Origin of the sequence: Paractinoplanes toevensis (assembly GCF_018332695.1) — a bacterium.
Classification (GTDB): domain Bacteria; phylum Actinomycetota; class Actinomycetes; order Mycobacteriales; family Micromonosporaceae; genus Actinoplanes; species Actinoplanes toevensis.
Genome location: NZ_BOQN01000120.1, coordinates 14,727 through 41,265, shown reverse-complemented (window position 1 = coordinate 41,265; position 26,539 = coordinate 14,727). Strand labels below are relative to the sequence as shown.

26 protein-coding genes, 3 tRNA genes and 1 pseudogene are annotated in these 26,539 nt (G+C 71.9%); 15 read left to right on the top strand and 15 right to left on the bottom strand.

Translation table 11 applies throughout. The features are described from left to right. The 7 genes and pseudogenes from Ato02nite_RS41650 to Ato02nite_RS41620 form a co-directional block, all read right to left on the bottom strand. A pseudogene (locus tag Ato02nite_RS41650) lies at positions 1 to 960 on the bottom strand (M4 family metallopeptidase); the annotation flags it as partial. A gap of 95 nt (positions 961 to 1,055) precedes the next feature. After that, the gene (locus tag Ato02nite_RS41645) at positions 1,056 to 2,381 is read right to left on the bottom strand and encodes an alpha/beta fold hydrolase (RefSeq protein ID WP_213012224.1); all 1,326 of its coding nucleotides are present in this window, start codon (positions 2,379 to 2,381) and stop codon (positions 1,056 to 1,058) included. Next, the gene (locus tag Ato02nite_RS41640; RefSeq protein WP_213012223.1) at positions 2,378 to 3,313 is read right to left on the bottom strand and encodes a branched-chain amino acid ABC transporter permease; all 936 of its coding nucleotides are present in this window, start codon (positions 3,311 to 3,313) and stop codon (positions 2,378 to 2,380) included. The genes Ato02nite_RS41645 and Ato02nite_RS41640 overlap by 4 nt, the downstream gene beginning before the upstream one ends. Then, positions 3,310 to 4,152 (bottom strand): branched-chain amino acid ABC transporter permease, encoded by an 843-nt coding sequence (locus Ato02nite_RS41635; RefSeq protein WP_213012222.1) that lies wholly within the window; start codon positions 4,150 to 4,152, stop codon positions 3,310 to 3,312. The genes Ato02nite_RS41640 and Ato02nite_RS41635 overlap by 4 nt, the downstream gene beginning before the upstream one ends. Before the next feature lie 37 nt (positions 4,153 to 4,189). Next, complete coding sequence (locus Ato02nite_RS41630) at positions 4,190 to 4,846, bottom strand: ABC transporter ATP-binding protein (protein WP_213012221.1); 657 nt, start codon at positions 4,844 to 4,846, stop codon at positions 4,190 to 4,192. After that, positions 4,843 to 5,628: an ABC transporter ATP-binding protein gene (locus tag Ato02nite_RS41625; protein WP_213012220.1), complete on the bottom strand. Its 786-nt coding sequence runs from the start codon at positions 5,626 to 5,628 to the stop codon at positions 4,843 to 4,845. The genes Ato02nite_RS41630 and Ato02nite_RS41625 overlap by 4 nt, the downstream gene beginning before the upstream one ends. A 51-nt stretch (positions 5,629 to 5,679) precedes the next feature. Further along, on the bottom strand, positions 5,680 to 6,864 hold the full coding sequence (locus Ato02nite_RS41620; RefSeq protein WP_213012219.1) for an ABC transporter substrate-binding protein: 1,185 nt from the start codon (positions 6,862 to 6,864) through the stop codon (positions 5,680 to 5,682). Positions 6,865 to 6,982: 118 nt separating this feature from the next. Here Ato02nite_RS41620 and Ato02nite_RS41615 point away from each other — a divergent pair, with 118 nt between their 5' ends. Further along, entirely contained in the window at positions 6,983 to 7,819 is an 837-nt protein-coding gene (locus tag Ato02nite_RS41615) for a PaaX family transcriptional regulator (protein ID WP_246608031.1), read from the top strand. Here the strand turns inward: Ato02nite_RS41615 and Ato02nite_RS41610 are convergent. Then, positions 7,766 to 8,197, bottom strand: a complete 432-nt coding sequence (locus tag Ato02nite_RS41610; RefSeq protein WP_213012217.1) for a universal stress protein — start codon at positions 8,195 to 8,197, stop codon at positions 7,766 to 7,768. The genes Ato02nite_RS41615 and Ato02nite_RS41610 overlap by 54 nt on opposite strands. Positions 8,198 to 8,401: 204 nt before the next feature. Here Ato02nite_RS41610 and Ato02nite_RS41605 point away from each other — a divergent pair, with 204 nt between their 5' ends. Genes Ato02nite_RS41605 through Ato02nite_RS41590 form a run of 4 tightly spaced genes read left to right on the top strand, consistent with a single transcriptional unit; the run spans position 8,402 to position 13,070 of the window. Next, on the top strand, positions 8,402 to 10,471 hold the full coding sequence (locus Ato02nite_RS41605) for an MMPL family transporter (protein ID WP_213012216.1): 2,070 nt from the start codon (positions 8,402 to 8,404) through the stop codon (positions 10,469 to 10,471). Further along, complete coding sequence (locus tag Ato02nite_RS41600) at positions 10,468 to 11,142, top strand: response regulator (protein ID WP_213012215.1); 675 nt, start codon at positions 10,468 to 10,470, stop codon at positions 11,140 to 11,142. The genes Ato02nite_RS41605 and Ato02nite_RS41600 overlap by 4 nt, the downstream gene beginning before the upstream one ends. Beyond that, positions 11,135 to 12,217, top strand: coding sequence for a sensor histidine kinase (locus Ato02nite_RS41595; protein ID WP_213012214.1), 1,083 nt, complete (start codon positions 11,135 to 11,137; stop codon positions 12,215 to 12,217). The genes Ato02nite_RS41600 and Ato02nite_RS41595 overlap by 8 nt, the downstream gene beginning before the upstream one ends. A gap of 7 nt (positions 12,218 to 12,224) precedes the next feature. Beyond that, positions 12,225 to 13,070 carry an alpha/beta hydrolase gene (locus tag Ato02nite_RS41590; RefSeq protein ID WP_213012213.1) on the top strand — a complete coding sequence of 282 codons (846 nt, stop codon included), beginning with the start codon at positions 12,225 to 12,227 and terminating at the stop codon, positions 13,068 to 13,070. Here the strand turns inward: Ato02nite_RS41590 and Ato02nite_RS41585 are convergent. The 4 genes from Ato02nite_RS41585 to Ato02nite_RS41570 all read right to left on the bottom strand — a co-directional run bounded on the left by Ato02nite_RS41585 (position 13,057) and on the right by Ato02nite_RS41570 (position 14,578). Then, positions 13,057 to 14,001, bottom strand: coding sequence for a redoxin family protein (locus Ato02nite_RS41585; protein ID WP_213012212.1), 945 nt, complete (start codon positions 13,999 to 14,001; stop codon positions 13,057 to 13,059). The genes Ato02nite_RS41590 and Ato02nite_RS41585 overlap by 14 nt on opposite strands. Positions 14,002 to 14,335: 334 nt before the next feature. Next, positions 14,336 to 14,407: transfer RNA gene (locus tag Ato02nite_RS41580), tRNA-His, on the bottom strand. 20 nt (positions 14,408 to 14,427) lie between these two features. After that, positions 14,428 to 14,501: transfer RNA gene (locus tag Ato02nite_RS41575), tRNA-Ile, on the bottom strand. A 4-nt stretch (positions 14,502 to 14,505) separates the two neighbouring features. Further along, positions 14,506 to 14,578, bottom strand: a tRNA-Gly gene (locus tag Ato02nite_RS41570). A gap of 290 nt (positions 14,579 to 14,868) precedes the next feature. Here Ato02nite_RS41570 and Ato02nite_RS41565 point away from each other — a divergent pair. Further along, the gene (locus Ato02nite_RS41565; protein WP_213012211.1) at positions 14,869 to 15,474 is read left to right on the top strand and encodes a hypothetical protein; all 606 of its coding nucleotides are present in this window, start codon (positions 14,869 to 14,871) and stop codon (positions 15,472 to 15,474) included. Between the two features lie 262 nt (positions 15,475 to 15,736). Here Ato02nite_RS41565 and Ato02nite_RS41560 read toward each other — a convergent pair whose 3' ends face one another. Further along, on the bottom strand, positions 15,737 to 16,552 hold the full coding sequence (locus tag Ato02nite_RS41560) for a MurR/RpiR family transcriptional regulator (RefSeq protein ID WP_213012210.1): 816 nt from the start codon (positions 16,550 to 16,552) through the stop codon (positions 15,737 to 15,739). A gap of 59 nt (positions 16,553 to 16,611) precedes the next feature. Between Ato02nite_RS41560 and Ato02nite_RS41555 the strand changes: the two genes are divergently transcribed. From Ato02nite_RS41555 to Ato02nite_RS41525, 7 genes are all read left to right on the top strand, one after another. Then, a complete protein-coding gene (locus Ato02nite_RS41555; protein WP_213012209.1) occupies positions 16,612 to 17,616 on the top strand; it encodes an ornithine cyclodeaminase family protein in 1,005 nt (334 codons plus the stop codon). After that, positions 17,613 to 19,079 carry an aromatic amino acid lyase gene (locus Ato02nite_RS41550; protein ID WP_213012208.1) on the top strand — a complete coding sequence of 489 codons (1,467 nt, stop codon included), beginning with the start codon at positions 17,613 to 17,615 and terminating at the stop codon, positions 19,077 to 19,079. Before Ato02nite_RS41555 ends, Ato02nite_RS41550 begins: the two co-directional genes overlap by 4 nt. A 116-nt stretch (positions 19,080 to 19,195) precedes the next feature. Beyond that, on the top strand, positions 19,196 to 20,596 hold the full coding sequence (gene pdxR, locus Ato02nite_RS41545; RefSeq protein WP_246608030.1) for a MocR-like pyridoxine biosynthesis transcription factor PdxR: 1,401 nt from the start codon (positions 19,196 to 19,198) through the stop codon (positions 20,594 to 20,596). Between the two features lie 21 nt (positions 20,597 to 20,617). Continuing rightward, on the top strand, positions 20,618 to 20,971 hold the full coding sequence (locus Ato02nite_RS41540) for a PadR family transcriptional regulator (RefSeq protein WP_213012207.1): 354 nt from the start codon (positions 20,618 to 20,620) through the stop codon (positions 20,969 to 20,971). A 1-nt stretch (position 20,972) separates the two neighbouring features. Beyond that, the gene (locus Ato02nite_RS41535) at positions 20,973 to 21,506 is read left to right on the top strand and encodes a hypothetical protein (RefSeq protein ID WP_213012206.1); all 534 of its coding nucleotides are present in this window, start codon (positions 20,973 to 20,975) and stop codon (positions 21,504 to 21,506) included. A gap of 26 nt (positions 21,507 to 21,532) precedes the next feature. Further along, the gene (locus tag Ato02nite_RS41530; RefSeq protein ID WP_213012205.1) at positions 21,533 to 21,967 is read left to right on the top strand and encodes a VOC family protein; all 435 of its coding nucleotides are present in this window, start codon (positions 21,533 to 21,535) and stop codon (positions 21,965 to 21,967) included. Between the two features lie 64 nt (positions 21,968 to 22,031). Further along, positions 22,032 to 22,631 (top strand): toll/interleukin-1 receptor domain-containing protein, encoded by a 600-nt coding sequence (locus tag Ato02nite_RS41525; protein ID WP_213012204.1) that lies wholly within the window; start codon positions 22,032 to 22,034, stop codon positions 22,629 to 22,631. Positions 22,632 to 22,633: 2 nt separating this feature from the next. Here the strand turns inward: Ato02nite_RS41525 and Ato02nite_RS41520 are convergent, their stop codons facing one another. Further along, on the bottom strand, positions 22,634 to 23,638 hold the full coding sequence (locus tag Ato02nite_RS41520; protein ID WP_213012203.1) for a LacI family DNA-binding transcriptional regulator: 1,005 nt from the start codon (positions 23,636 to 23,638) through the stop codon (positions 22,634 to 22,636). Positions 23,639 to 23,743: 105 nt separating this feature from the next. Here Ato02nite_RS41520 and Ato02nite_RS41515 point away from each other — a divergent pair, with 105 nt between their 5' ends. Continuing rightward, a complete protein-coding gene (locus Ato02nite_RS41515) occupies positions 23,744 to 24,610 on the top strand; it encodes an amidohydrolase family protein (protein WP_246608029.1) in 867 nt (288 codons plus the stop codon). Then, a complete protein-coding gene (locus Ato02nite_RS41510) occupies positions 24,607 to 25,095 on the top strand; it encodes a cysteine dioxygenase (protein WP_213012201.1) in 489 nt (162 codons plus the stop codon). Before Ato02nite_RS41515 ends, Ato02nite_RS41510 begins: the two co-directional genes overlap by 4 nt. Here Ato02nite_RS41510 and Ato02nite_RS41505 read toward each other — a convergent pair. After that, the gene (locus Ato02nite_RS41505) at positions 25,078 to 26,514 is read right to left on the bottom strand and encodes an aromatic amino acid ammonia-lyase (protein ID WP_213012200.1); all 1,437 of its coding nucleotides are present in this window, start codon (positions 26,512 to 26,514) and stop codon (positions 25,078 to 25,080) included. The genes Ato02nite_RS41510 and Ato02nite_RS41505 overlap by 18 nt on opposite strands. Positions 26,515 to 26,539 lie beyond the last annotated feature (25 nt).

The following is a 26,539-nucleotide window of genomic DNA, read 5'->3' as shown; positions in this document are numbered from 1 at the left end:
GATCCACTGACCGGCGGTGTTCTTGCCGATCTGCACCTGGGTGCCGTCGTAGTACGCGTTCTGGTCGTTCAGCCCGACCCGGATCGGCCACGCGCCGCCCGAACCGTTCTGACCGTTGCGGCCCAGCCAGGACGACAGCATCGCGTACTGCTTCTGGGCGACGTAGAACGCGTCCACGCCGCCGCTCTCGCGGTTGGTGCCGACGCCGTTGCCCCACACGTTGTCGGTCCCGGAGAACGTGGCGTTCCCGGTGGCGTTCTGCGCCTTCACCGTCGTGTGCGAGGGGTCCTGGAGGAGATAGGTCGAGCCGGACTTGGTGGTGTCGATCGACACCGAGCCGTAGATCCAGCCCTGCCCGGTGCCCGCCACATTGGTGACGTGCTCCTTCGTGCTCAGCACCGCGCCGGTCAAGGCGTCCACGTTGACCGAGAGCCGGCTGACGCCCTCAGCACTGGTCCCGTTGATGGTCGACTGCCACGCGAGGCGGGCGGCCGCACCTTCGGAAGCGACCACGACGAGCTTGGTGCCCTCCACCGACGAGACCGTCTTCAGCTGCTTCTCGGCCGTGGCCAGCGCCGCCGCGTCGGAGATCTTCGGGACGACGGACAACTCACCGATCGGGCTGGTCTGCGCGACCGAGGTGTAGGTGACCTTGCCGGTGGCGTCGGTGGCCACGACCAGGTCACCGCCCTCGACCTGCAGGCCCTTGTACGACCGGGTGAACGGCACGTAGTTGTGGCCGGCCGAGCTGATCACCGGATGCCGCTGGAACGTGTCCAGGCGGCTGGCGTGCAGCGCGGCCGGCTTGGCGGCGATCAGGGCGTCGGCGCCGTTCGCGGCGGCCGCCAGGGTCTGCGCGGCGGTGGGCGCCGACGGCTGGGCGTTGGCCGGCCCGGCGGCCAGTGCCGCTGCCACCACCGTCGCGGTACCGACGGCGACGGCCATTGTGCTTCGGATCATCACGCGTACTCCTTCTCCGCCCGTGCGGGGGGTGCAAAGGCGGGTGCGATCGATGATCTTTGATTACTTCGGCGGCCGACACCCTTTCCGGCATATCAGTCTGATAGGTAGCGAAGCGGTATGTCTCGATGGCTGACGAACGGCCCGGGCCGGAAGCCGACGAAGGCCGGCGCGTCACCCAGCCCCAGACCGAGGGCGTCGTTCTGCAGGTCGAGGGACCAGCGGCCGGTGCGCACCCGGTGCTCGGCGGCCCGGATCGCGGCGAGGTACTCCGACGGTACGAACGCGCAGTGCCCGCGCCGGTTGACGTAGGACTGCCGCAGCAGCGGACCGCGCGCCTGCCGGGCGTAGCGGTTCTCGTACTCGACCGGGGCGAGCTGGTCGTAGAGGGTGTGCATGGTCAGCATCGGCACATCGAGCCGGCCGGTCACCGTCGACGTACGGGTCAGCTCGGCCAAGGCCGCACGATCCGCCCGGACGGCCGCGTGCCTGGTCAGATCCGCGAGGTCCGCGGTTACCGAAAGACCGGCAGCACGGTAGAGCGCCTCCACCGTCGACCGGTAGGGCGACCGGGCCAGCAGCGCGCCGTAGTTGACCCCGGCGTTCCAGGAGGCGTTGCCGCCGGCGCTGAGCTCGATGAAGTACCGCGACGGCATGATGAACGGCAGCATCGCCACCAGCCAGTCGTACTGGGCCCGGGCGATGCCGGCGGCGTCGCGCGGCGGCGTGGCCTGCCCGGCCGACCAGGTCGGCATGTTGAGCAGCGCGGTGCCGAGGGCGACCCGGGCCCGGCCGGCCGCGGTGTCCTGGGCCGCGGTGGCCAGCGCCGACAGCTGACCGGCGGCGGCCGCGCCCTCGGCCGGGCTCGCGTAGCCGACGAGTTTGATGGCAGCCGTCGGGGCGAGCAGCCGGGTCAGGGCGTACTCGCCGTCGAGCTGGTAGTTGTTCAGGTCGACGCCGCCACCGAGCAGGCCGCAGGTGGAGACCGCGGCGTCGAGCCGGTGCCCGGCCCGCTCGGCCTCCTGGGTGCTGACCAGCCCACCCATGGAGACCCCGAGCGCGACGGTGATTCGTGGGCGCCCGATTTGTCGCGTGACGGCGGCGAGCGCCGCGAACTGGTCCCGGGCGGCACTGGCGAGAGCCCACAGCGACCCGTTCGGGTCGTAGGACGATCCGACGAGGGCATAACCACGATCGAGCAGGGTTCGCTGGGTCGCGGCATCGGGCGCGTCGGCCGCCGCCAGGGACCCGAAGCCGTGGCTGTACAGCACGAGCGTGCCGTTCCACCGGGACGGAACGTCGGCGATCCAGGTGGCGCCGTCGGCCAGCGTGCCGGTGTAGTGGGTGTCGGCGGCGCGGGCCGGAGCGGCCGGAGCAAGAGCGAGGACGAGGACGACAAGTACCGAGAACAAGCGTTTCATGAGGACCTCCGCAGGGTGGGGACGATTCCCTTCGGGACGAACAGGACGACGGCGATCAGCAGCAGCGCGTAGACGGCGTACGACAGGACGCTCGGCGCGTAGCTGGGCATGCCGGGCTGGGTGGCGAGAGTGGTCAGCAACTGGACTCCCACCGTGATCAGGGCGGCGCCGAGGAGCGCCCCGGCGATGCTGCCCAGGCCGCCGACGACGGCCATCACGACGTACTCGATCGAGAGCAGCACCGGGAACGAACCCGGCGCGAGATAGCCGAGGAAGAAGGAGTAGATGCCGCCGGCGAGGCCGGCGAAGGCGGCCGAGACGGCGAAGACCAGCAGCCGGTACGCCCCGACGGGCACCCCGCTGGCCTCGGCCGCCATCTCGCCGGTGGCGAGCGCGCGCAGCCCACGCCCGACCCGGGAGCGCACCAGCCGATGGGCGATCAGGCTGACCAGCAGGACGCCGGCCACCACCAGGTAGGCGTAGTCGAGATCCTGGTCCAGCTCGAACCCGCCCACCGACAGATAGGGCAGCCCCTGCAGGCCGACCGCGCCGCCCGCCCACTCCGCCCCGCCGAGCACCGACAGCAGCAGGATCTGCAGGGCGAGGGTGGCGAACGCGAGCTGGTGGCCGCGCAGCCGCAGGACGGGCACGCCGACCAGGACGGCGGCCAGGGCCGCCGCGACCGGCGCGGCGGCGAGGGCGAGCAGCGGCGGGGTGTGGTGGAGGGACAACAGACCCGAGGTGTACGCCCCGAGAGCGGTGAACGCCGCCTGCCCGAGCGACACCTGACCGGCGTAGCCCATCAGCAGCGACAGCCCGACCACCGCCATCGCGGACAGTCCGAGCAGGATGAACACGGTCAACTGGCCGGGCGCGAGAAACGCCGGCAGCACCAGCGCGATCACCGCCGCGACCGGATAGGCCCACTTCATGCCGCCTCCACCACGTCCCGGCGCCCGGCCCGCGCGATCAACACGACCAACATGAAGACCAGAGCCACATCCGACTGGTACGCCGTGGAGAGGTAACCGCCCACCAGGGCCGACACGACGCCCAGCAGCAGACCGCCGGCCAGCGTGAGCCCGGGCCGGGTGAGGTTGCCGAGGATGGCGGCCGAGAACCCGTTGACGACCAGCGCGACGTCACTGTCGAACGAGACCTGCTGCACCGGCGTGATCAGCACCCCGGCCAGCCCACCGAGCGCCCCACCGACCGCGAACGCGAACAGCCCCATCCGCACGACGTCGATCCCGACCGCCCGGGCCGCGTAGGGGTCGGCCGCGGTGGCGGTGAGCGCCCGCCCGAGGTCGGTGCGGGCGAACAGGAGCGCGACAGCGCCGAGCACCACCGCGGTGACCGCGATGATGAGGAGGTAGTGGATCTGAACCCCGCCGATCGCACCGCCCAGGCCCGGGAACGACCGCGGCTGGTCACCCCAGAAGAGGATCTCCACGGCGTACGCGAACACCCCGAGCCCGAGCGTGACGATCAGCGCGGCCTGCGGCGTGGTCCCGGGTTTCCCGGTGGCGACCAGCCCGACGAGCAGGCCGACCACCGCCGCGAGCAGCACGCCGAGCCCTTCGGCGACACCGTGCGGCAGTCCCGCCGCGAGCACCGTGGTGACGCAGAGCGCGGCCAGCACCGCGAAGCTCCCCTGCGCGAAGTTGACCACCCGGGTCACCCGGTAGATGACCACCAGCCCGCTCCCGGTCAGGGCATAGGCACAGCCGAGCCCCACCCCGGTGACGAGATACTGCGCCAGCTCCCCCATCACGACTCCCGGCCGAGCACTCGAGCAAGCGAACTCATCACGACTCCAGACCCAGGTAGGCGGCGGCGACCTCGGGGCTTCCGGCGAGCTCGGCGGACGGCCCTTCGGCGACGACCCGGCCGGCCTCCAGGACATAGGCGCGGGCGCAGAGGTCGAGCGCGAGCCGCGCGTTCTGCTCGATGAGCAGCACCGCGAGCCCTTCGGCGTTGCGTTCGCGCAGATGGGCGGCCAGATGCTCGACGACCCGCGGTGCCAGGCCGAGCGACATCTCGTCGATGACCAGCACGTCGGGCCGGGCCATCAGCGCCCGCCCGAGCGCGACCATCTGCTGCTGCCCGCCGGACAGTCGCCCGGCCGCCTGCTTCCGCAGCGGCACCAGCTCCGGCAGCAAGTCGTAGATGTGCCCGGTGTCGCGCCCCGTCCGGTCCCGCCACGCGCCGAGCCGCAGGTTGTCGTCCACGGTCAGCGGCCCGAACAGATGCCGCCCCTCCGGCACCAGCGCCAGCCGCCCGGTGGTCGCGAGCTCCCCGGCGGCCGGCCGGAGAATCCCGCACACGGTGTTGACCAGCGTGGTCTTGCCGGCCCCGTTCGCCCCGATCAGCGCGACCATCTCGCCGGCCCGCACCGACAGGCTGACCCCGTCGAGCGCCGTAGCGGCCCCGTAACGCACGACCAGATCCCGAGCCTCAATCATCGCGACCCCTCGCCGGCCCGGTCCGGGTCGCCCAGGTAGGCGGCGATCACCGCCGGGTCGGCGCGGATCTCGGTGAACGGGCCGCTCGCGATCACCCGGCCGAGATCCAGGACGGTCACCCGGTCGGCCAGGCGGGCCACGAACGCCACGTCGTGCTCGACCAGCAGGATGGACAGACCCTCGCCGCGCAGCTGTTCGATCAGGGTGGCCAGCGCGGAGCGCTCCGGGCCGCGCAGGCCGGACGCCGGCTCGTCGAGCAGCAGCAGCCGCGGGTTGCCGCACAGCGCCCGGGCCACCTGCAGAGCCCGCTGCCGGCCGAGCGGCAGAGCGTCGGCCTGATGATCGGCCCACTCCGACAGGCCGGCCCTCGCCAGCGCGACCGAGGCCAGCTCGCGGATCCGGGCCTCCTCCCGGCGGTGGCGGGGCAGGCGGAGGATCGCCGAGACCGGGCCGGCGCCGGTGATCGCGTGGGCGCCGACCATCACGTTCTCGGCGACGGTCATGCCGCGGAAGACCGGTGAGTCCTGGAAGGCGATGGCGATGCCGCGGCGGGCCCGGCGGTGCGGGGCCAGCCGGTCGATGCGGTCGCCGTCGTAGCCGATGGTGCCGGCGGTGGCGACCAGCTGGCCGCCGATCAGTTTGAACAGGGTCGACTTGCCGGCGCCGTTCGGGCCGATCACGGCGTGCGTCTCGCCCGGCGCGACCTCCAGGTCGACGTCGCGCAGGGCGTAGACACCGCCGAACCGCCGGGTCGCGCCGGACACGGTCAGCAGTGCGGGCACGGCATCACCCGCCTGGGCTCGCCGGACACCGTCAGCAGTGCGGGCACGCCGTCACCCGCCGGCTACCGCGGCCAGCTTGCCCTTGGCCCAGTCGGTGGCCTCGAACTTGCCGGCCTTCACCACGTTGATCGAGATGTACTCGGCGGTCAGGCCGGCGTGGTCGGTCGCCGAGTAGCGGTAGGTGCCGTTCGGCGTGGTCAGGGAGAGGGCCTCGAAGGCTGTCCGGATGTTCTCGGGGTCGGTGCCGCCGGCGCTCTTGACCGCCGCGGTGAGCAGCTTGAACCCGGTGTATCCGTCGGCGGCGAACTGCGGCGGCGGATAACCGTGCTGGGTGGTGAACGGCGTGGCCAGCTCGTCGATCGCGGTCTTCTGCGCTCCGGCCGGCAGGGCATCCCCCACGACGGCGATCGAGCTGGCCACGAAGACGCCCTCGGCCGCGGCGCCGGTGGGCTTGAGCCAGAGCGTGCTGGCCTGGGCGCCGGTGAACATCAGCGGCAGGCCGGCGCCGGCCGTGGCGTACTGCTTGGCGAAGGCGACGGCGGGCGGGCCGGTCGCCCAGACCGTGAGGGCCTGCGCGCCGGATTTCTTGATGTTGTTGATGACCGCGCCGAACTCGGTGGTGGACGTCTGGAACTGTTCGCCGGCGACCAGCGTGATGCCGTACTGCGCGGCCTTGGCCTGCATGCCGGCCGCGCCCGCGTTCGCGTACGAGCTGCGGTTGTCGTGCGCCACGGCGACCTTGCTGATCTTCTGCGACTGGTAGTACTGCAGGATCCGGTCGGCGTAGGTCGCGGAGGTGGCGGGCACCACGAAGACGTACGGATGGATGGGTTTGATCTGTTCGTCGGCGGGGGTCAGCGAAACGTAAGGGATCTTGGCCCGGTCGACCTGGGGGATGGTGGCCAGCGCCGAGTTGGAGAACGGCGAGCCGATCACCGCGACCACCCCGCTGCCCTTGAGCTCGTTGAAGCTGAGCACGGACTGCTCGGGCTGGCTCTTGTCGTCCCGGACGATCAGTTCGACGGTCTTGCCGAGCAGCCCGCCGGCGTCGTTGAGCTGCTGGACGGCCAGCTCGACGGACTTCTTGTCCTCGCTGCCGAGCGGTGCGTAGTTGCCGGTCAGCGAGACGATCAGGCCGACCTTCAGTTTGTCCTCGGTGGTCGACGAATCGTTGCTGCTGCAAGCGGTGGAAAGCAGAAGCAGGACTGCTGCGAATGAGGCGGAGAGGCGTCGCATGAGTACCTCCGTGTACTCAGGAGCGGGTGTCGCCAAGTTAGGCGTAATTTTGACGCTGGTCAATAAATTGCCCGACATCACAGCACATGCCGCTAACACCGCCGGTACTGTGCGCCACGTGCCCCCGTCACCGGCCGCCTCGGCGATCATGCTGACGTTCCTGGGTGATCACGTCCTGGACCGGGACGTGTGCGTCTACTCCGGAAGCGTCATCGAGGTGCTCGCGCGCGCCGGCGTCTCGGCCGAGGCGACCCGCTCGACGCTGACCCGGATGACCGCCCGCGGCCTGCTGCGCCGGCAGCGGCACGGCCGCCGCATGTACTTCGGACTGACCGAGCGCTCGGTGCGGGTGCTGCACGACGGCTCGGTGCGGCTGTGGCAGACCGGCGCCGTCAACCACGACTGGGACGGCACCTGGACGCTGCTCGCCTTCTCGTTGCCGGGCGAACGGCAGCGCGAGCGGCACGACCTGCGTGCCGCGCTGGCCTGGGCCGGGTTCGGCCCGGTGCAGGGCGGCCTGTGGATCGCCCCGGGAACCCCGGAGATCGAGTCGGTCCGGGCCCTCGGCCCGCACATCCGGGTCTTCCACGCGCGGGCCGACGCGAGCACCGACGTGACCGAGATGGTCGCCGGGGCCTACGACCTGCCGGCCCTGGCGGCCCGATACACCGATTTCCGTACGCGCTGGGAGAACGCCCCCGAGCTGGATCCGCTGGCGGACAAGCTGCACCTGGTCACCGACTGGCTGCAGATCATCCGCCGCGATCCTCGCCTGCCGGTGGCCCACCTGCCGCTCTCCTGGCCGGCGGCCGGCGCTCAGGAACTGTTCTTCCGCCTGAACGAACGACTGGCCGGCCCGGCCTCGGAGATCGCCGCCGGCCTGCTCGACACGGTGCCGGTGCTACGGGACGACGGTCACCGGCCAGCGGCCGCAGCGGACCAGCTTGGTGGCTAGCGAGCCGGCGATCCGGTGCAGCGCCTGCGCCGACCGGCCGACGATCACCGCGTCGGCCTGGATCTCCCGGGCCACGTCGAGCAGCTCGCTGTAGGGCTCGCCGGTGCGGACGACGAGCCGGGCGTCGACCGCCATCTCGGCGCACAGCCCGATCGAGGCCCGCAACTCCTTCTCGACGTCGTCGTGGGTGGCGATCAGCGTGGTGGTGGCACTCCCGCCGAGATCCGCGAGCGGCAAGATCGTCGAGGGCAGCGACCGCACGTAGACGGCGACGAGTTTGCAGTGTTGCCGGCGGGCCAGCCCCACGGCGTAGGCCGCCGCCCGCATCGAGGGCGTCGAGCCGTCGACGCCCACCAGGATCGCGCCGGGACCGTCCATGGCCGCCTCCGTTCGCCTGTTCCGGACGGTATCGCGACGGTAACCGTTCAGCAATAGCTACGTTCCCATCGCGAAACATTTCCCACTGAGAAGATCCCGGCTACCGCACCTGCGGTATCCCGGACCGCCGCGCCGGGTGGACGACCTTTCCGGCCCCTCGGGCCACGCTGAGCAGGTCGAATTCCCCTGGGAAAGGTCACCGCCGTGCAAGCTCTCGCCCACTGGTGCTCCCGCCGGCGGTTCGCCGTCGTCGGCGGCTGGATCGTCGCCCTGGTGGCCCTCGCCGCCATCGCCATCGGCGGCGGAACCGCCTTCACCGACTCGACCAACCTGCCCGACAGCGAGTCCGCCCAGGCGTACGCCCTGCTGCCGGCCTCGCCCGGCGAGTCCGGGACCATCGCCTGGCACAGCACCGGCGCCGCGCTCACCGACAGGTCCGTGAACGCGTCGGTCACGGCCATGCTCGCCGAGGTCAAGGCGCTGCCCGGGGTGCGGGCGGTGACGATGGGAGCCACCACCGCCGACACGGCGTACGCCAACGTGACGGTCGCCGACGGCACCGACGTCGAGCCGATCATCGCGGCCGCCCGCGGGCACGACTCGGCGACGCTGGACGTCGAGGTCGGCGGGACGGCGTTCGCCGACGAGGTGGGCGCCTCGCACGGCACCGAGGCGGTCGGCATCCTGGCCGCCCTGGTGATCCTGGTGCTGATGTTCCGCTCCGGCTGGGCGGCCGCGCTGCCGATCCTCACCGGCGTGGTCGGGGTGGCCGCGTCCCTGCTGCTCGTGATGATCGGCTCGCACTACGTCGACCTGGCCGCCACCAGCCTCACCATGGGTGCGCTGATCGGCCTCGGCGTCGGCATCGACTACGCGCTGTTCATCGTCAACCGGCACCGCAAGGGATTGCTCGCCGGGCAGTCGGTGCACGAGAGCATCGCGGACGCGCTCAACACCTCCGGTCGCGCGGTCGTGTTCGCCGGGATCACCGTCATGGTCGCGCTGCTCGGCATGTTCGTGGTCGACCTGAGCCTGCTCACCGGCATGGCCCGGGCGGCCGCGGTCACCGTGCTGTTCACCGTCCTCGCCGCGATCACCCTGCTCCCGGCCCTGCTCGCGATGCTCGGCCACCGAATCCTCCCCCGCCGCAGGCGCGTCGCAGCCCGGCAGCCCGGCCTCGCGGCCCGGTGGGCGGGCGTGGTCGGCCGGGCACCGGTTCGCACCGTCGCGGCGGCGGTACTCGTGATCGGCATCCTGGCCGCGCCGGTCACCGCGATGCGGGTCGGGGACGCCGACGCGAGCAGCGACCCGGCCGGCGCCTCGGGCCGGGCCTACCACGACCTGATGGCCCCCGCGTTCGGGAAAGGCTTCGACGCCACCCTGCTGCTGGTGGCCGACGCACCGGACGCCGCATCCGAGCAGGCGCTCGCCGCCCTGGCCACGGAACTCCGGTCGGTCACCGGCGTCGCCTCGGTCACCCGGGCCGGCGCGACCGCGCTCACCGTCGTACCGGAAACGAGCGCTCAGACCGAGGAAACCGCGGACCTGGTCCACCGCCTGCGGGATGAGGTCATCCCGGCTGCCGAAGGCAGCACCGGACTGCGGGTCTACGTCGGCGGTACCACCGCCACCAGCATCGACCTGTCCGACGCCCTGCTCGGGAAGCTGCCGCTGTACCTGGGTCTGGTCGTGCTGCTCGGTTTCCTGCTGCTGGTGATCGCGTTCCGCAGCGTGCTGGTGCCGCTGGTCGGCGCGCTCAGCAACCTCACCACCATCCTGGTCGGCCTGGGCGCCGTCACCGCGATCTTCCAGTTCGGCTGGGGTTCCGAACTGCTCGGCGTCGGTTCCGGCGCACCGATCATGTACCTGATCCCGGTGCTGATCGTCGGCATCGTGTTCGGCCTGTCCATGGACTACCAGGTGTTCCTGGTCAGCCGGATGCACGAGGAGTTCGCACACAGCCGCGACAACAACCGGGCGATCCGGGTCGGCGTCGGCGAGACCGGGCAGGTCATCGCGGCCGCCGCCACCATCATGCTGTGCGTGTTCGCCTCGTTCGGCTTCAGCGGCGAGCGGATCGTCGCCGGCATCGGCATCGGCCTGGGCATCGCGGTCCTCATCGACGCGTTCGTCGTGCGGCTCACCCTGATCCCCGCGCTGATGCGGCTGATCGGCCGGGCCAACTGGTGGTACCCGCGCTGGGCCGACAAGGTCACGCCACGCGTGTCGATCGAGGGCCCGGCGGCGCGTGAGTTGGAGAAGATGAGCAGGTGACGATCCGGGTGCTCCTCGCCGACGACCAGGCTCTGCTACGGGCGACGTTCCGCCTGCTGCTCGAGGCCGAAGAAGACATCGAGGTCGTCGGCGAGGCCGCCACCGGCGCGGAGGCGGTCGCCCTCGCCCGGTCGGCGCGGGCCGAGGTGATCCTGATGGACATCCGGATGCCCGGCATGGACGGCATCGAGGCGACCCGCCGCATCACCGGCGACGAGGACCTGGCCGGCGTGCGGGTGCTGGTGCTGACCACGTTCGACAGCGACGACCTGGTCGTCGCGGCGCTGCGCGCCGGCGCCTCCGGATTCCTGGGCAAGGGAGTCGATCCCGGCGATCTCCTTGCGGCCGTACGGGTGATCGCGGCCGGCGAATCACTGTTGTCCCCGAGCGCCACCACCGCGCTGATCGAACGGTTCCTGGCCCAGCCCGACCCCGGCACCGTCGCGGTCGCGGCCACCCTCGCCGAGCTCACCGGCCGGGAGCGGGAGATCACCGCGCTGGTCGGGGCCGGGCTCGCCAACAACGAGATCGCCGACCGGCTCGGCATCAGCACCGCCACCGCGAAGACCCACGTGAACCGGGCGATGATGAAGACCGGCGCCCGCGACCGCGCCCAGCTGGTGGTCTTCGCCTACGAGAACGGCCTGGTCCGGGCGGGCCGCCGTGACTAGGAAACACCGGCTCTGGATCGCACCGCTGCTGGTCATCATGATCATGATGGCCACCGTCTCCTACAGCCACGGCCGGCCGGTCTTCGCACCCGGCGGCTTCCAGCTGATCCTGATCCTCACCGGCGCGGTGGCGCTGCTGTTCCGCTACCACTTCCCGGTCGCGGTGACCGCCGTGACGGTGGTGACCGGCAGCCTGCTCCCGCTCACCGCCCGCCACCTGGTCCTGATCGACGTGGCCGCGGTGGTCGCCCTCTACACCCTGGCCACCCTGCGCGACCGCCGCACGGCGTGGACCGCCGGCGTCCTCGCGGCGGTCGCGCTCACCGCCGCGAGCCTCCCCTGGCAGCCCGGCGGTCTGCTCGACCTGGCCAACCTGGTGCCGATCAACTACGTGGCGATCGCGGTGGCGGCCGGCGACGCCACCCGCAACCGCCGCGCCCTGCAGACCGAGATCGCCGACCGGGCCGTGCAGGAGGAACGCCTGCGCATCGCCCGCGACCTGCACGACGTGGTCGCCCACCACATCGCCCTGGTCAACGCACAGGCCGGGGTGGCACACCACCTGATGCCGACCCATCCCGAGAAGGCCCGCGAGGCCCTGGCCGGCCTGCGCGACACCAGCCGGGCGGCGCTGGACGAGCTGCGCGCCACGGTCGGCCTGCTCCGCCAGGAGGGCGACCCCGACTTCGAACGGCGGCCCGCACCGACGCTGGCCGGCCTCGACGACCTGCTCGACGGCTTCCGCACGGCCGGCATCGACATCACCGTCACCGGCCCGCCCCCGGCACTCGACGCCGCCACCGACCTGGCCGCCTACCGCATCATCCAGGAGGCCCTGACCAACGCCGGAAAACACGGCACCGAACGCCGCGCCTCGGTCACCCTGACCCGAGCCGACCGCACCCTGGAGATCACCGTGACCAACCCGGCCCGGCCCGGCCACCGCGGCGAGGGAACCGGCCACGGCCTGACCGGCATGCGCGAACGGGCCACGGCCGCGGGCGGCACGGTAACGGCCGGCCTCCAGCCGGACGGCACGTGGACCGTGCACGCGACCCTGCCGATGGGCCGATGATGGGATCATGACACCTTCGCAACCACCGCCCGCCCCGGTCACCGACGGCGACCACCTCTGCTGGCGGGACGCGATCGTCGCCGAGGTCGACGGCTACCGTCCGCTCACCCTCGACCTGTTCCGGCCGGCCGGGGCCCCGACGCCGGTGCCGCTGGTGATCTGGGTGCACGGCGGCGCCTGGCGCTTCGGCACCAACAAGCGGGAGTCACCGCAGCTGGTGCGCGGGCGGATCGGCGAGCGCATCCTCGGCGCCGGGTTCGCCCTGGCCCGGATCACCTACCGGCTCAGTGGCGAGGCCACCTTTCCCGCGCAGCTCGACGACGTCCGGGCCGCGACGACCTGGCTGCGCGAGCACGCCGGTGAACTGGGCCTCGACCCCGGGCGCTTCGCGGTGTGGGGCGAGTCGGCGGGCGGCCACCTGGCCAGCCTGCTCGCGCTGACCAGCGGCGAGATCCGGGCCGGGGTGATCTGGTACGGGCCGAGCGACCTGCTCACCATGGCCGCCCAGAACCATCCCGAAGGCCTGCAGGACCACGACGCGCCCGATTGCCCGGAGAGCCTGCTCGTCGGCGGGCCCGTCCAGGACGTACCGGAAAAGTCCGCCGCGGCCAGCCCGGTCAGCTACGTCTCCGCCGATGCCCCGCCGTTGTTGCTCGTGCACGGCGACGACGACCGGATCGTGCCGGTCGGGCAGAGCCGGGAACTCCATGACCGGCTAACCGCGGCCGGCGCCCCCGCGCAACTGCGGATCGTGCCCGGCGCCGACCACTGTTTCGCCGGCGCCGACCTGGACCCGATCGTCCAGGAAAGCCTCGACTTCCTGAGCTTCCTCAGCTTCCTCAGCCGAAAGTGAACGCGTACGCCCGCGCGCCCGGCTCGCTGAAGGTGATCTCCAGCGTGCGCTCGCCGACTTTCTCCCTCTCCCGGAACAACTGATAGAGGCGGCCGGCGCCGAGTTCGCCGTTGCCGTCCTCGTCGACGTCCTCGCCGTGGTTCGCGCCCGGTGCCTCGCCGTCGACGAACACCCGGAACGGGATCGGCTCGTCGCCGGCCGCCGACAGCACGACGTGCGCGTCACGTGCCTGGAAACGGAAGCCGATGGTGCCGCCGGCCGCGTCGAGCTCCACACTCTCCCGGCCGATCGTCCAGGTGCCGTCCAGCGCCCAGTCGTTGAAATCGAGGTAGCCGGGCCGCGCGTAATCGTGGGAGCCGCTGCGGGCCCCACCCGGCGACGCGAACCGTTCGCCCCGCGCGGTGCCGAGGTACGTCTCCGGCGTACGCAAATGGTCCCAATCGGCCGGCGCCTCGACGCCGAGCGCACGCACCGCGGCCGGCTCCCGGTGAATGCCGAGCAGCCGCTGAATGCGGCGTTCCGACTCCTCGTAGCGCCCCTCACCGAAGTGGAAATCGCGCAGCCCACCGTCGCGATCGGCGAAATACAGCGCGGGCCAGTAGTGGTTGTCGAACGCCGACCAGATCGCATAGTCGTTGTCGACCGCGACCGGATAGTCGATCTCCCGCACCTCGACCGCCCGTTTCACACCGTCGACATCGTGCTCGAAACCGAACTCCGGCGTGTGCACCCCGATCACGACCAGACCGTCGTTACGGTAGGCCCGCGACCAGGCCCGGACATACGGTTCCTGGCGCAGCCAATTGATGCAGGTGAGCGTCCAGAAGTTGACCAGCACGACCCGCCCGCGCACCTGCTGCGGGCTCAGCGGCGCCGAGTTGAGCCAAGCCGCGGCCCCGGTGAACGACGGCAGTTGCGGACTCCCAGCCATGCCAGCCAGCGTCCTCCCGCCGCGCCCCGCGCACAAGAACGTCCACTGAAGACAGACCGGCAGATCTCCCCTCACAGGCCGCGGCCGGGGTCGAGCCGGAATGGGCGTTTCCTCAGTACGTTGCCGCATCAAGCGTGCTGAATGGATGGCACAGCGCATTCGCGGGCATCATTGTCGCCACCGGGGAGTTGCTGCTCTGTCCTCGGCGGGACCATGCCCGGGATGCGGGACGACGACCCGGTATCCGAGAGCGGGCGACCACCCCGCGGGAGGTCGATGGCCGGCGCCCGGGACTGTTCGGTGGGCGGGTTGGGGTGCGCTGAGCTACGGGCGGGGTGACTGGCCGGATTCGAACCGGCGATCTCCGGGGCCACGACCCGGCGCTCTGCCACTGAGCTACAGCCACAGTTTCGGCCTTGCGGCCCGTGTCGCCGGGTGGGATCGAACCACCGGCCTCGGAGTTATCAGCTCCGCGCTCTGACCTGCTGAGCTACGGCGACGCCGAGCGGCTGACCGGAATCGAACCGGCGACCTCCACCTTGGCGGGGTGGCGCTCTCCCTGCTGAGCTACAGCCGCATGAAACAGAAAACCGCCGGTCCCGTTTTCCGGGGCGGCGGCGGTGGGCCTTGCTGGCGCACTGTCAGTGGCGCCACCGCTCCCCGAGACCTCGCACGGCAGCCTCGCCGCGCGACGCATGCCGCCGCGGAACAATGAGGATCTGCCGGAACATCGGTCTCTCCTGACCTTGGTGATCGGTGGTGAGCACTACGGTAGGGCCCCCTCAGCAGGGCGGCAACGCAATTGTTCCGGGCCGACGGCACGAATGGAGGAGCACAGAAAGTAGCAAGATCCCTACCGTTCATGCCATGAAGACGCAGACGACGGTCCTGGCCCTGGCCGCGACCACGCTCGTGATCCTGTCCGGCTGCAAGGCCGGCTCCTCCCCGTCGGCCGCGTCCACCACCGGGGCGCCGACCGAGACCACCGCGGCCGCGGCGGCCGGTGACAACCCGGCGCCGGCCAAGGCCACCGCGACCGTGACCACGACCGGCCCGGTCACCGCCGAGCCGGGGTCGACCAGCTCGCCGAAGGCCGAGAAAACCACCAAGCCCGCTCCGACGGCGACGAAGCCGACCGACTCCGGACCGACGATCGTCTCGTTCAAGCTGGTGCAGAAGCCGAAGTGCCCGGAGGGCACCGCGGTGTTCCGTGCCCCGGCCGTCCCGGCGATCATCAAGTGGAAGATCACCGGTGCGGACAGCGCGGCGCTCAGCGTCGACGACCCGACCCACACGCCCGGCACCTACGGGCCGGAGCCGCTGTCCGGCACCGAGGAGTTCCAGTTCAGCTGCGCGGGCGAGGTCGGTTCGGTGGAGAAGCACACGTACGCGATCTGGGCCCTGGGCGGCGGCAAGCAGCACTCGAAGACCATCACCGCGACCGCCAAGATCCTGGACAACGGCAAGAGCTAGAGATCCGTTCGGGTCGAGGTCCGGAGGACGGGACGCTTCCGCGCGGAAGATCAAACCTTTGCGTACGCGCCGCCCCACTCCCGTGGCACGCGGTCCCGGCAGGTGCCACTCACCCTCCGCGAGCCCGCTGCGGGCGGGCCCGGCCCGCCCCCGGCTACGCCCGAACTTGTGGACTTTCCGTGCGGACAGAGCGGCAACTCCACAAGATCTGCGATGCCGGGCGTTCGCGTGCGGGGGGCTGCGTGCGTTCCCTCGGAAAGAGTTAGAAGATCCAGCGCTCGACCAGGGCCTCGTGGGCCTCGAGGCGTTCCTGGGTGCGCTGCGGTGCGGTGCGGGCGATCGCGTCGAGCAGGCTGATCGCCAGCACCACCACGGCGGCGTGCGAGTCGAAGACCAGTTCGGTGCCGACCGGCGCGACCAGCAGCACGTCGGCGTCGCCGGCGAACGGGACGAGGGCGGTGTCGGTCACCACGACCGAGGCCAGTCCCAGCTCGCGGGCCAGCCGGATCGCGCCGACCGTCGCGGCCGGGCAGCGGGGCATCGCGAAGACCAGCAGGGCGGTGGCGCCCTGCTGGTGCAGCTGCAGGACGGTGTCGTCGATGATGCTCGCGTCGGTGCACACGCTCACCGCGGGCAGCAGCCGCCGTGCGAAATATCCGAAATATTCGGCTAGAGCGGCCGAGGCGCGCAAACCCAGGACGCCGAGCGGGGTCGTGCCGGCCAGCAGACTCACCGCCTCGCGGGCGGCGTCGCTGTCCAGGACCCGTTTCACGTACGCGAGGTTGGCCAGTTCCTGATCGACCGGCGACGGCGCGGGAGTCGCCGAGGCCGGCGCGGACGCGGACAGCACCGCGTCCCGCAGCGCGGCCCGGAACTCGGGGAACCCGGCGAACCCCAGGGCGGTGGCGAGCCGGGTGACCGTCGGCTGGCTGACCCCGGCCAGCTCGGCGATCTCGATGGTCGACTTGAACGCGACGTCCGGGAACAGGCCGAGCATCCGCTGCACGATCTGCCGCTGGGTGGGCGAGAGCCGGTGCCGCTGGGCCAGGGCGAGCAGCCAGTCCTCCGCGCGCGCCATGGGGCTCCCCTCGGCCGTACCTGAATAACTTGAAACACCTAGGCTATAGGGTGCATGTCATGATTCAGATTCGCTTCCTCTCCGGGGGCGACATCGACGGTCTCGGCATCACCAGCACCGAGGTCATCGCCGCCGTCGAGTCGGTCGTCGACGCCCACGGCCGCGGCCACACGGTCTTCGAGCCGCGCACCCACCTGGTCCCGGACAACGGCGGCGCCGGCCATTTCAACATCCTGCGCGGCCACGTCTCCACGCTCGGCCCGCGCGGCCTGAGCGGCGTCAAGGTCGTCGGCGACTTCGTGCACAACTACGAGCAGGGCCTGCCCAGCGAGCTGGCCCTGATGACCGTCTACGACCCCACCACCGGGGTGCCGCTCGCCATCCTGGACGCCACGCTGATCACCGAGGTGCGCACCGGGGCGATGACCGCGGTCGGCGCCAAACACCTGGCCCGCCCCGACTCCCGCGTCCTGGGCCACGTCGGCGCGCGCGGCACCGCGTTCGCCAACGTCACCATGCTGGACAGCCTCTTCCCGCTGGAGGAGATCCGGGTGACCAGCCGCCGCCCCGAGTCCCGGGAGGCGTTCGCCGCGCGGCTGCGCGAGGTCACCGACACCCCGGTGCGGGCGGTGGCCACCGCCGACGAGGCGTTCGACCAGGCCGACATCCTGGTCGAGGCGTCCAGGCTGGAAAAACCGACACCCCTTTTGCGTACGGCGGTGGTAAAGCCGGGCGCCTTCGTCGTTCCGTACGGAACCATCAGCGCCGTGGAACTCGACCTGCTCGACGTGATGGACAAGGTGGTCGTCGACGACTGGCGAGAGTCCCGCTCCGGCCGGTTCGGCGCGCTGCGCGCCCACGTCGACACCGGCCGCCTGAGCGAGGACACCCTGCACGCCCAGATCGGCGAGATCGTGAGCGGCGCCAAGCCCGGCCGCGAACACCCCGACGAGCGCATCCTCTTCTGGCACCGCGGCCTGTCCATCCTCGACGTGGCCCTGGCCCACCTGATCCTGACCCGGGCCGAGACCGCCGGCGTGGGCACCATGCTCCGCTACCGATGAGGATCGACCGCCCCGAGCAGCTCGATCGGGCGGTGATCGCCGCGCTGGCCCGCTCCGAGCAGCGGATCGTCCTCTCCGACGACCTGCTCGCCACCGTGGCCGCCAACCGGCGCGCGATGCTCGGCGACCTCGCCGGCGACGAACCGGTCTACGGGGTGAACACCGGCATGGGTGCGATGGCCGGCGTACGCCTCGATGCCGACGGCCAAGCCCGCCAGCAGAACACCCTGATGATCGGCCGGGCCGTAGGCTCGGCGCCGTGGTTGCGCCGGGCGGAAGCCCGCGCCCTGCTCGTGTCCCGCCTGCGCACCCTGCTGCACCCCGCCGCCGGCGCCTCCCCCGGCCTCTGCCTCCACCTGCTCGCGCTGCTCGACGCCGACGTGGTCCCGGCCATCCCGCTGCGCGGCGGCGCGGCCGGCGAGATCATCCCGCTGGCCCACGCGGGCGCCGTCCTGATCGGCGCCGGCCAGGTGCTCGACCCGGCCGGCCTGGCGATCGACGCGGCCCCGACCCTGGCCGCGGCCGGCCTCTCCCCGCGCCCGTTCGAGGCCAAGGAGGGTGTGGCCTTCCTGGAGGGCGTGCCCGGCCTGACCGGCCTGGCCGTCCTCGCCGCCGCCGAGGTCCGCACACTGCTGAATCAGGTCGTCATCGCGGCGGCGGCCTCGCACGCCGTGATCCGGGCCGGCCCCGACCCGCTGCACCCCGCCCTGGCCGACAGCCCCGAGCTGAGCGAGGTCCTCGCCTCCCTCCGCGCCCTCCTCGGCCCGGACCACCGGCGCGAAGGGCGGGCGCTGCAGGCGCCGGTGTCGTTCCGGGTCACCGCGCCGGCCGTGGCCGTGGCGATGCGGGCGGCGGCGGCCGTGGAGGACGCGGCGGATCGGGCGCTGGGCGCGGTCACCGACTCGCCCGCTCATCTGGACGGACGGTTCGTGGGCACGTTCGGCTTTGCCGGGACCGATCTGGTCGCGACGGCCGGGGCGCTGACCACCGCGCTGATCCACCTCGCCGAGCTGGGTGCGGCCCGGCTGCACCGGCTGCTGGACGGCGCGCTCACCGGGCTGCCCCGCCAGCTGTCCGACTCCCCCGGGCTGCATGCCGGGATGGTGACGGTGCACAAGCGGGCCGTCGGCGTGATTCATCGGCTGCGCCGGTTCGCCGCGCCGGCGCTGATCGGGACGATGGAGACCTCGCTCGGTCAGGAGGACGTGCAGAGCTTCGGTTTCGAGGCCGCCGAGTGCCTCGGTGAGGCGGTGGGCGGGCTCCGGGACGTGCTGGCGTGCGAGCTGCTCGCCGTACATCAGGCGAATTTGATCGGTGCTCCTGTCCCCGCCGTGATCGATGAGATCGCGGCGGTGGTGCCGGCCGGCACCGCCGACCGGCCGTTCGGCCGCGACCTGGACCGGATCATCAGTCTGCTCGAGGGCGGCTGGGCCGGAGGAATCTCCGCAGGCTCCTCCGGGTAGGTCGCCGGCGGGCCGGGCTGGGTCCGAGGTGGTGAACGGTGAGGCCGACGGCGGCGGCGAGGTATCTCATGCGGTCAATCTAGGAAGGATCTGGTCCACCCCTATAGTCCAGTTGCATGGCAGACCAGTGGGCCAGGTTCGGTTTGGATCTTCATCTGCGTGTCGACCGTGAACACGGCCTGCGCGACGGGCTGGAGCAGAGCCTCCGCGAGGCGATCCGGGACGGCCGGCTGACGCCCGGGGAGCGCCTGCCGTCCTCCCGGGCGCTCGCCCAGGAACTCGGCGTCGCTCGCGGCACGGTCAGCCAGGTCTATGAGCAGCTCGCGGCCGAGGGATACCTGGCGGCGCGGCCGAGGTCGGGCATGCTGGTCGCGCCGCGACCCGGTCCGGCGCCGGGCCCGGCGATGCCGCCGGCACCATCGTTCCGTACGCCGGTCGACGGTCACGATCTGCGCCCGGGTATGCCGGACCTGTCGATGTTCCCCCGCCGGGAGTGGCTGGCCGCCACCCGGCAGGTGCTGCAGTCCGTTCCGCACGGCACGTTCGGTTACAGCGACCCGGCCGGGCACGCCGAGCTGCGGGAGGCGCTGGCCGACTACCTCGGTCGCGCCCGCGGCGTGATCACCACCCCGGAGCATCTCGTCGTGTGCGCGGGCTACACCCACGCGTTGCGCATCGTGTGCCAGGCACTGAGCCGGGCCGGGTCGGCGATCGCCTTCGAGGATCCGACGCTGCCCGACTACCCGGCACTGGCCGAGGTCGCCGGCCTGCGGGTGAACCGGATCGCCGTGGATCGCGACGGACTGATCGTCGACGATCTCGGCGACGAGGTGGCCGCCGTGGTCACCCCGGCCCACCAGTTCCCGCTCGGTGTCACGCTCAGCCCCCGGCGGCGCATCCGGCTGCTGGACTGGGCCCGGCGGACCGGTGCGGTCGTACTGGAGGACGACTACGACGGCGAGTTCCGCTACGACCGCCAGCCGGTCGGGGCACTGCAGGGCCTGGCCCCCGATCACGTCGTCTACGCCGGAACCGTCAGCAAGACCGTCGCTCCCGCCCTGCGGATCGCCTGGCTGGTGGTGCCGACCAAGCTCCTTCCGGCGGTACGGGAGGTACTGCGGTTCGAGGAGACGCACGTCAACGTGATCGACCAGCTGGCACTCGCCCACCTGATCCGGCGCGGCGAGCTCGATCGCCATCTGCGACGCTGTCGCACCCGGTACCGCCACCGGCGGGATCGCCTCGGTCAGGCGGTCGCCGACCGGCTGCCCGGCGCCCGGCTGTCCGGGATCGCGGCCGGGTTGCACGCCGTCCTGCACCCGCCCGGCCGTTTCCGGTCGGAGTCCGAGCTGCTCGCCCGGCTGACCGCGCACGGCGTCGCCGTCGACGGGCTCGGCTCCTTCTACCACCGGCCGGGAGATTCGCCGCTCGGCGTGGTCATCGGTTACGCCACTCCGCCGCAGCATGCGTACGACAGCGCGGTCGACGCCCTGATTTCACTACTTGACATTCTCTAGTACCTGGCTTTGTATATAAGCGTGACCGAGACCCACGACCCCCAGCTGCTGAAGGGGGTGCTGTCCCTGCTGCTGCTGCACCTGCTGGCCGAGCACGAGTCCTACGGCTACGAGGTGGTGCAGCGGCTGCAGGCGGCCGGCTTCGCCGACGTGCTCGAGGGCAGCGTCTACCCGGCCCTGACCCGGCTGCAGCGCGAGGGCCGGCTGGAGACCCGGCTGGTGCCGTCGTCCAGCGGCCCCGCCCGGAAGTACTACCGGCTGACCCCGGCCGGCCACCAAGCACTCGCTCAAGGCACCGACTCGTGGGCCCGGCACACCGCCGCGGTCGACGTGGTGCTGTCCCGGCCGCTGCCGCCCGCTTCGAAGGGAAACTGACATGTGGTTCGACCGACTGCGCATCGAGCGTCTCGTCTGGAGCCTCGACCAGCAGATCTACGACCTGCCCAGGGCCCAGCGCATTGCCGTCCGCCGCGAGGTGCGCGCCAACCTGCTGGAGGCGGCCCAGGACGTGGGCACCACCGAGGCCCTGCGCCGGGTCGGCAGCAGCCGCCGCCTGGCCGAGCAGTACCTGGCCGCCGAGTTCGGCGACGGCCCCCGCCCCTCCTGGATCGGCGCCATCTACGCGGCCGGGCTGGCACCCCTGCTGCTCAACTTCTTCCTCAGCGAGGCCGCCAACGCCTACCGCAACGCGGTGACCGCCGCCGACCCGCACGCCACCGGCACGTACGTCTGGTCCGGGGTGAGCGGCCTGCAGTCCGCCATCACCTACACCTTCACCGACGGCGCGGCCAGCTCACACGGCGGCGCCTGGACCCCACTGACGTACGTCCTGTGGCTCCTCGTCATCGTCGGCACCGGCCGCCTGTGGCGGCTGCGCCCACGCCGCCGCCCGGCGGTCGCCACCGCCTGACGGGGATCCGCCTCTATGGTGGAGCGATGGCATCGATCCGGCAGTTCCAGGTCACTTTCGACTGCGCCGAACCCGAGCGGGTCGCCCGCTTCTGGTGCGAGGTCCTGGGCTACGTCGTGCCGCCGCCGCCCGAGGGCTTCGCCAGTTGGAGCGACTACGACCGTTCGCTGGCGCCGGAGAAACAGGGTGCGTCGTTCGCCTGCCTCGATCCCTCCGGGGTGGGCCCGCGGCTGTACTTCCAGCGCGTCCCCGAGGGCAAGGTCGTCAAGAACCGGGTGCACCTCGACGTGCGGGCCGGCACCGGGCTCGTCGGTGCGGAGCGCCTGGCCACGCTGGAGGCCGAATGCGCACGGCTGGTCGCGCTCGGCGCGACCCGCGTGCGACTGCTGGAGGCCGACGAGGAATACGAGTCGTGCATCGTGATGCAGGACGTCGAGGGCAACGAGTTCTGCCTCGACTGAGCGACAGCATCGCAGACAGGCGCGGTCTATGCTGCCTCGGACGAATCCGACCGAGGGGGTCGCGGTGCCGCTATTCGGACGCAGCGACGACAAGGACCGCATCGCATTCACGGTGAAGGAGCGGCTGGAGTCCGGCAACTGGCAGATCACCCAAGGAATATTCGATACAAAGGGTGAGCACCGGGTTTATCAGGGCTCGGACCGTACCGACTCCGTCTTCGTGTGCTATCGCCGGCAGGACACCCACTGGGCAGCGGCGAGTGTTCGTTCGGAACTCGTTCAGCACCTCGGCGCGCCGAGAGTGTTCATGGACACCTCCGACATCGAGCCCGGCGCCGATTTCGTGGAGGCGATCTACGCCGCCCTGACTCGCTGCCAGGTCGTTCTGGTGATGATCGGTCCACGATGGCTGGATCCGGCTGCGCCCGGCGGGAATCCGCGAATCGCCGACCCGCAGGATTATGTGCGATTGGAGCTCGAGACCGCCGTCGCGCTGAAACGCCGGATCGTGCCCATTCTGGTCGACGGCGCTCGCATGCCGACGGCTGAGCAACTTCCGATCTCCTTGACCGGCATCAGCCGCCGCCAGGCAATTGCCGTCACGCCCGGCGACTTCCGCCAAGTGGTCCACCGACTGGTTCGCGTGGTCGACGGCGCCACCTGAGCTCAGCCGAGGCCGCCGGCGCTGAGGGTGGGCCGGGGTGGGCTGGTGGAGCCGCGGACGATGAGTTCCGGGCGGAACGTCGGCACGTCGTCGACGGCGCCCGCCAACTGGCTGATGGCCGCCTCGACGATCGCGTCCTCGTCCCAGGCCATGGTGGTCAGACCGGGGTCGACGAGGGCGGCCAGCTGGTGGTCGTCGTAGCCGACCACCGATAGGTCGTCGGGCAGCCGCAGGCCGGCGTCGCGGGCCGCGCGGTAGACGGCGAAGGCCAGCGAGTCGCTCAGGCAGAGCACCGCGGTCGGCCGGGTGTCGCCGGCGAGCAGGGCGGCGGCCACCTCGACCGCGTCGGCGGTGGCCGCGGGGGCGGAGATCTCGACTAGCTCGATGCCCAGCGCGGCGGCGACCGAGGCGGCGAGCACCTGCGCCGGGCGGCCGGGGGTGGAGGGCAGGGCCGGTGCGAGCAGCCCGACCCGGTGGTGGCCGAGGCCGGCCAGGTGGGCCAGGGCGGTCTGCACGCCGTACCGGTTGTCGAACAGGACGCTGCCGGAGCCGGGCCGGGTGGTCAGGGCGTCGCCGATGGCCACGACCGCCACGTCGGGGCCGAGCAGCCGCCAGTAGTCGGCGGTCGGGTCGACCGGGGAGACCAGGGCGCCGTCGACGCGCTGGGCCGCGAACTGTTCGACGATCAGGCGTTCCTGGGCGGGGTCGGCGTCGGCGTCGGCGATCGTCGCGTACCTGCCCTGGCGGCGCAGCGCCCGGGTGAGCAGCACCGAGAAGTCCTGCTGCCAGAGGTCGCGCAGGGAGCCGCTGACGCCGACCGATCCGGTGCGGCCGCTGGCCAGCGCCCGGGCGATCGGGTCGACCGTGTAGCCGAGGTCTTCGGCGATCTGCCGGACCCGCGCGATGGTGGCCGGTGAGCCGCGGACGCCGCGCAGAGCGTACGAGGTCGCTGCCAGCGAGAGCCCGGCGGCGTCCGCCAGGTCCTGCAGGGTGCGACGGCCGGACACGGGCTGACAGTAACAGTCCAGTGCCTGAGAACGCCTTGCCGCTGTAACCCGGAAGCGCTTCACTAAATGCATCTTGTGAAGCGCTTCCCTCCCCCGGAGACTGGAATGATCGACTGCCATCAGCACCTGTGGCCGCCCCGCTTCCTGGACGCCCTGCGCCGTCGGCAGACCTACCCCTACCTCCGCGACTGGACTCTGCACCTGCCGGGCGAGCCGCCCTACGAGGTGGACCCGGCCGCCCACGACGTGGAGTTGCGGCGGAAGCAGGAGAAGGACACCGACCAGGTGCTGCTCTCGCTGTCCAGCCCGCTGGGTCTCGAGCATCTGGCCGACCGCGAGCTCATCGACGTGTGGCACGAGAGCGCCCTCGAGCTGGGCGACCCGTTCCGGGTCTGGGCCGCGGCGTGCGTGACCGACCTGGATCCGGCCGGCCTGGCCGAGGTGCTGCGCGAGGAGCGCGTCGCCGGCCTGCAACTGCCCGCCACGGCGCTGACCGACCCGGCGGCGATCGACCGGATGGCGCCGCTGCTCGACGAGGCCCGGTACGCCGGCAAGCCCGTACTCGTACACCCCGGACCGGCCCCGGCGGCCGACGCCGGCCTCCCGGCCTGGTGGCCCGCCCTGGTTCCGTATGTCTCTCAGCTGCAGCAGGCCTGGATGGCCTGGCACGTCGCCGGCCGGCGGCAGCGGATCGCCTTCGTCGCGCTGGCCGGCCTCGCCCCGCTGCACCACGAGCGCCTCGCCGCCCGCGGCGGCGCGCTCGGCCCGCTCGACCCGGACGTCTTCTACGAGACGTCCTCCTACGGCACCCGGGCGATCGACGCGATGGTCCGGGTCGTCGGGGTCGACCCGCTGGTCAACGGCTCCGACCGGCCGTACGCGGAAGCCACCGACCCGGGCTTCGGCGCGGCCTTCACGCACGCCCTGTTCACCGCCAACCCCCGGCATTTCTTGACTGGAGAGCCCCGATGATCCTGCCGGTTCTGCCCGGACGCGCGCTGACCACCATCGAGCTGAAGCGTTGGGTGACCGAGCTGGCCGCACAGACCGGGCTGTGGGAGCCGCTGGTCCGGCACGACACCGGCAAGCGGCACTACGCCTCGCTCTACCGCGACACCGACATCGACGTGTGGGTGCTGTGCTGGAACCTGCGGGACGACACCGGCTGGCACGACCACGACATCTCCTCCGGCGCGGTCGCGGTGACCCGGGGTGCGGTGTCCGAGGCGACCCCGCGGATGGGCGGCACGCCGGCGACCCGGGTCGTCAAGGCCGGCCGCACGTTCAGCTTCGGGCCCGACCACATCCACCGGATGGCCGGCGCGATCGACGGCTCGGTCTCGATCCACGCCTACTCGCCGCCGCTGTGGCGGATGGGGCAGTACTCGATCAGCCCGAGCGGCGTGCTGCGCCGCCGAGCGGTGAGCTACGCCGACGAGCTACGGCCGTTGGACTAACGCGGCCAGATCGGGCAGGAGGGCGGCGGCGCGTTCCAGGTCGGTGCCGAGCGGCCGGTCCTCCATGTCCGGGTCGAGGACCTTGGCGGCCAGTTCGAACGCCTCCCGGGCCGGGCCGTCGACGAGCCGGCCGGGCGCCATCCGCAGCGCCCGGACCGCCGCGATCAGCTCGGCGGCGAGCAGCGTCGGGGCCAGCTCGGTCATCCGGCGCAGCGAGCGGGCACCCTGGGTGGCGAAGCTGGCATGCTCCTCCAGGCCGAGCGAGATGGTGAGCGTGCCGGCCGCGACCGCCTGCATGCCGACCCGGATCTCGGTGATCAGGTCCTGCACGACGTATTCGCTGATCATCAGGCCGGAGCTGCCGGTCGGGCCGTCGGCCAGGAAGGCCCGCAGGCCGGTCAGGTCGGGCCGCATCAGCAGGCCGAGCCGGGCCGACGACAGCGACAGCACCGGCAGGAAGGCGTTGCGGACCGCGTCCAGGTGCGAGGCCAGGGTGGCGGTGTGGAACTGCCCGTGGTGGTGCACGCCGCTGACGGTGACCAGCGGGTTCTCGACGGCGGCGTTCAGCTCCTCGGCCAGCACGTTGCGCAGGTCGCGGACGGCGTCCAGCGCGGGCGCGGTCACCTGCGGCATCACCCGCAGCCCGAACGGGTCCTGGATGCGCACCGGGGCGCCGGAGCCGGCCACCAGCGCACGCAGCATCGCGGCCACCTCGGCCTGGCACGGGTGGGCCCGGGCGAGGTGCACGGCGGCGTCGTAGGCCTCCGGGTTGCCGCGCAGGGCGACGAAGGTCAGCGCCCCCACCACGATCGACGCCCGGAGCTGGGCGTTCACCCGGTCGAGGGCGAGGGCGGCGGTCGCCACGGTCAGCGCGCTGGAGCTGATCATCGGGAGCGCGTCGGTGGCGTCGATCGTGGTGACCGGGCCCAGCCCGGAGCGCCAGGGCCGCTCGCCGGAGAGGGTGAGGCCCAGCTCGGCGAGGGCGGCCAGGTCGCCGGTGCCGATCGCGCCCCACGAGTGCAGGGTCGGCACGGCTCCGGCGTACACGGCCTCGGCGAGCGCTTCGGCCACCCGGCGGGAGATGCCCGATCCGCCGGCCAAAATCTGGTTGAGCCGGGTCGTCATCGCGGCCCGGGCCGTCTCGTCGTCCTCCACCGGCCCGACCGCGGCGCAGTGGCTGCGCAGCAGCCGCAGGCCGTGTCCCCCGTCGTCCGCGGTCTGTTCGTGCCGGTTGGCCCCCACGCCGGTGTTGGCGCCGTAGACCGCGCCCGCCGCCCGGGCCTCCTGCAGCACCGCGTGCCGCCGCTCGACGAGCCGCAGGGCGGCCGGGTCGACCGAGACCTCGGCCCGGCCGGAGGCGACGGCGACGAGGTCCTCCACCGTGAGCGATTGGCCGTCGAGCCGGACTTTTGCACGCATAACAACGTCACCTAGTTTCAGGAGC

Bases quoted from the DNA above. Each gene is read 5' to 3' on its own strand.
- Ato02nite_RS41515 (WP_246608029.1), top strand. From the start codon at position 23,744: ATGATCGACTGCCATCAGCACCTGTGGCCGCCCCGCTTCCTGGACGCC.
- Ato02nite_RS41645 (WP_213012224.1), bottom strand. From the start codon at position 2,381: ATGAAACGCTTGTTCTCGGTACTTGTCGTCCTCGTCCTCGCTCTTGCT.
- Ato02nite_RS41610 (WP_213012217.1), bottom strand. From the start codon at position 8,197: ATGGACGGTCCCGGCGCGATCCTGGTGGGCGTCGACGGCTCGACGCCC.
- Ato02nite_RS41560 (WP_213012210.1), bottom strand. From the start codon at position 16,552: ATGGCGCGCGCGGAGGACTGGCTGCTCGCCCTGGCCCAGCGGCACCGG.
- Ato02nite_RS41535 (WP_213012206.1), top strand. From the start codon at position 20,973: ATGTGGTTCGACCGACTGCGCATCGAGCGTCTCGTCTGGAGCCTCGAC.
- Ato02nite_RS41530 (WP_213012205.1), top strand. From the start codon at position 21,533: ATGGCATCGATCCGGCAGTTCCAGGTCACTTTCGACTGCGCCGAACCC.
- Ato02nite_RS41635 (WP_213012222.1), bottom strand. From the start codon at position 4,152: ATGGGGGAGCTGGCGCAGTATCTCGTCACCGGGGTGGGGCTCGGCTGT.
- Ato02nite_RS41565 (WP_213012211.1), top strand. From the start codon at position 14,869: ATGAAGACGCAGACGACGGTCCTGGCCCTGGCCGCGACCACGCTCGTG.
- Ato02nite_RS41640 (WP_213012223.1), bottom strand. From the start codon at position 3,313: ATGAAGTGGGCCTATCCGGTCGCGGCGGTGATCGCGCTGGTGCTGCCG.
- Ato02nite_RS41585 (WP_213012212.1), bottom strand. From the start codon at position 14,001: ATGGCTGGGAGTCCGCAACTGCCGTCGTTCACCGGGGCCGCGGCTTGG.
- Ato02nite_RS41620 (WP_213012219.1), bottom strand. From the start codon at position 6,864: ATGCGACGCCTCTCCGCCTCATTCGCAGCAGTCCTGCTTCTGCTTTCC.
- Ato02nite_RS41510 (WP_213012201.1), top strand. From the start codon at position 24,607: ATGATCCTGCCGGTTCTGCCCGGACGCGCGCTGACCACCATCGAGCTG.
- pdxR (WP_246608030.1), top strand. From the start codon at position 19,196: ATGGCAGACCAGTGGGCCAGGTTCGGTTTGGATCTTCATCTGCGTGTC.
- Ato02nite_RS41550 (WP_213012208.1), top strand. From the start codon at position 17,613: ATGAGGATCGACCGCCCCGAGCAGCTCGATCGGGCGGTGATCGCCGCG.
- Ato02nite_RS41630 (WP_213012221.1), bottom strand. From the start codon at position 4,846: ATGATTGAGGCTCGGGATCTGGTCGTGCGTTACGGGGCCGCTACGGCG.
- Ato02nite_RS41555 (WP_213012209.1), top strand. From the start codon at position 16,612: ATGATTCAGATTCGCTTCCTCTCCGGGGGCGACATCGACGGTCTCGGC.
- Ato02nite_RS41505 (WP_213012200.1), bottom strand. From the start codon at position 26,514: ATGCGTGCAAAAGTCCGGCTCGACGGCCAATCGCTCACGGTGGAGGAC.
- Ato02nite_RS41590 (WP_213012213.1), top strand. From the start codon at position 12,225: ATGACACCTTCGCAACCACCGCCCGCCCCGGTCACCGACGGCGACCAC.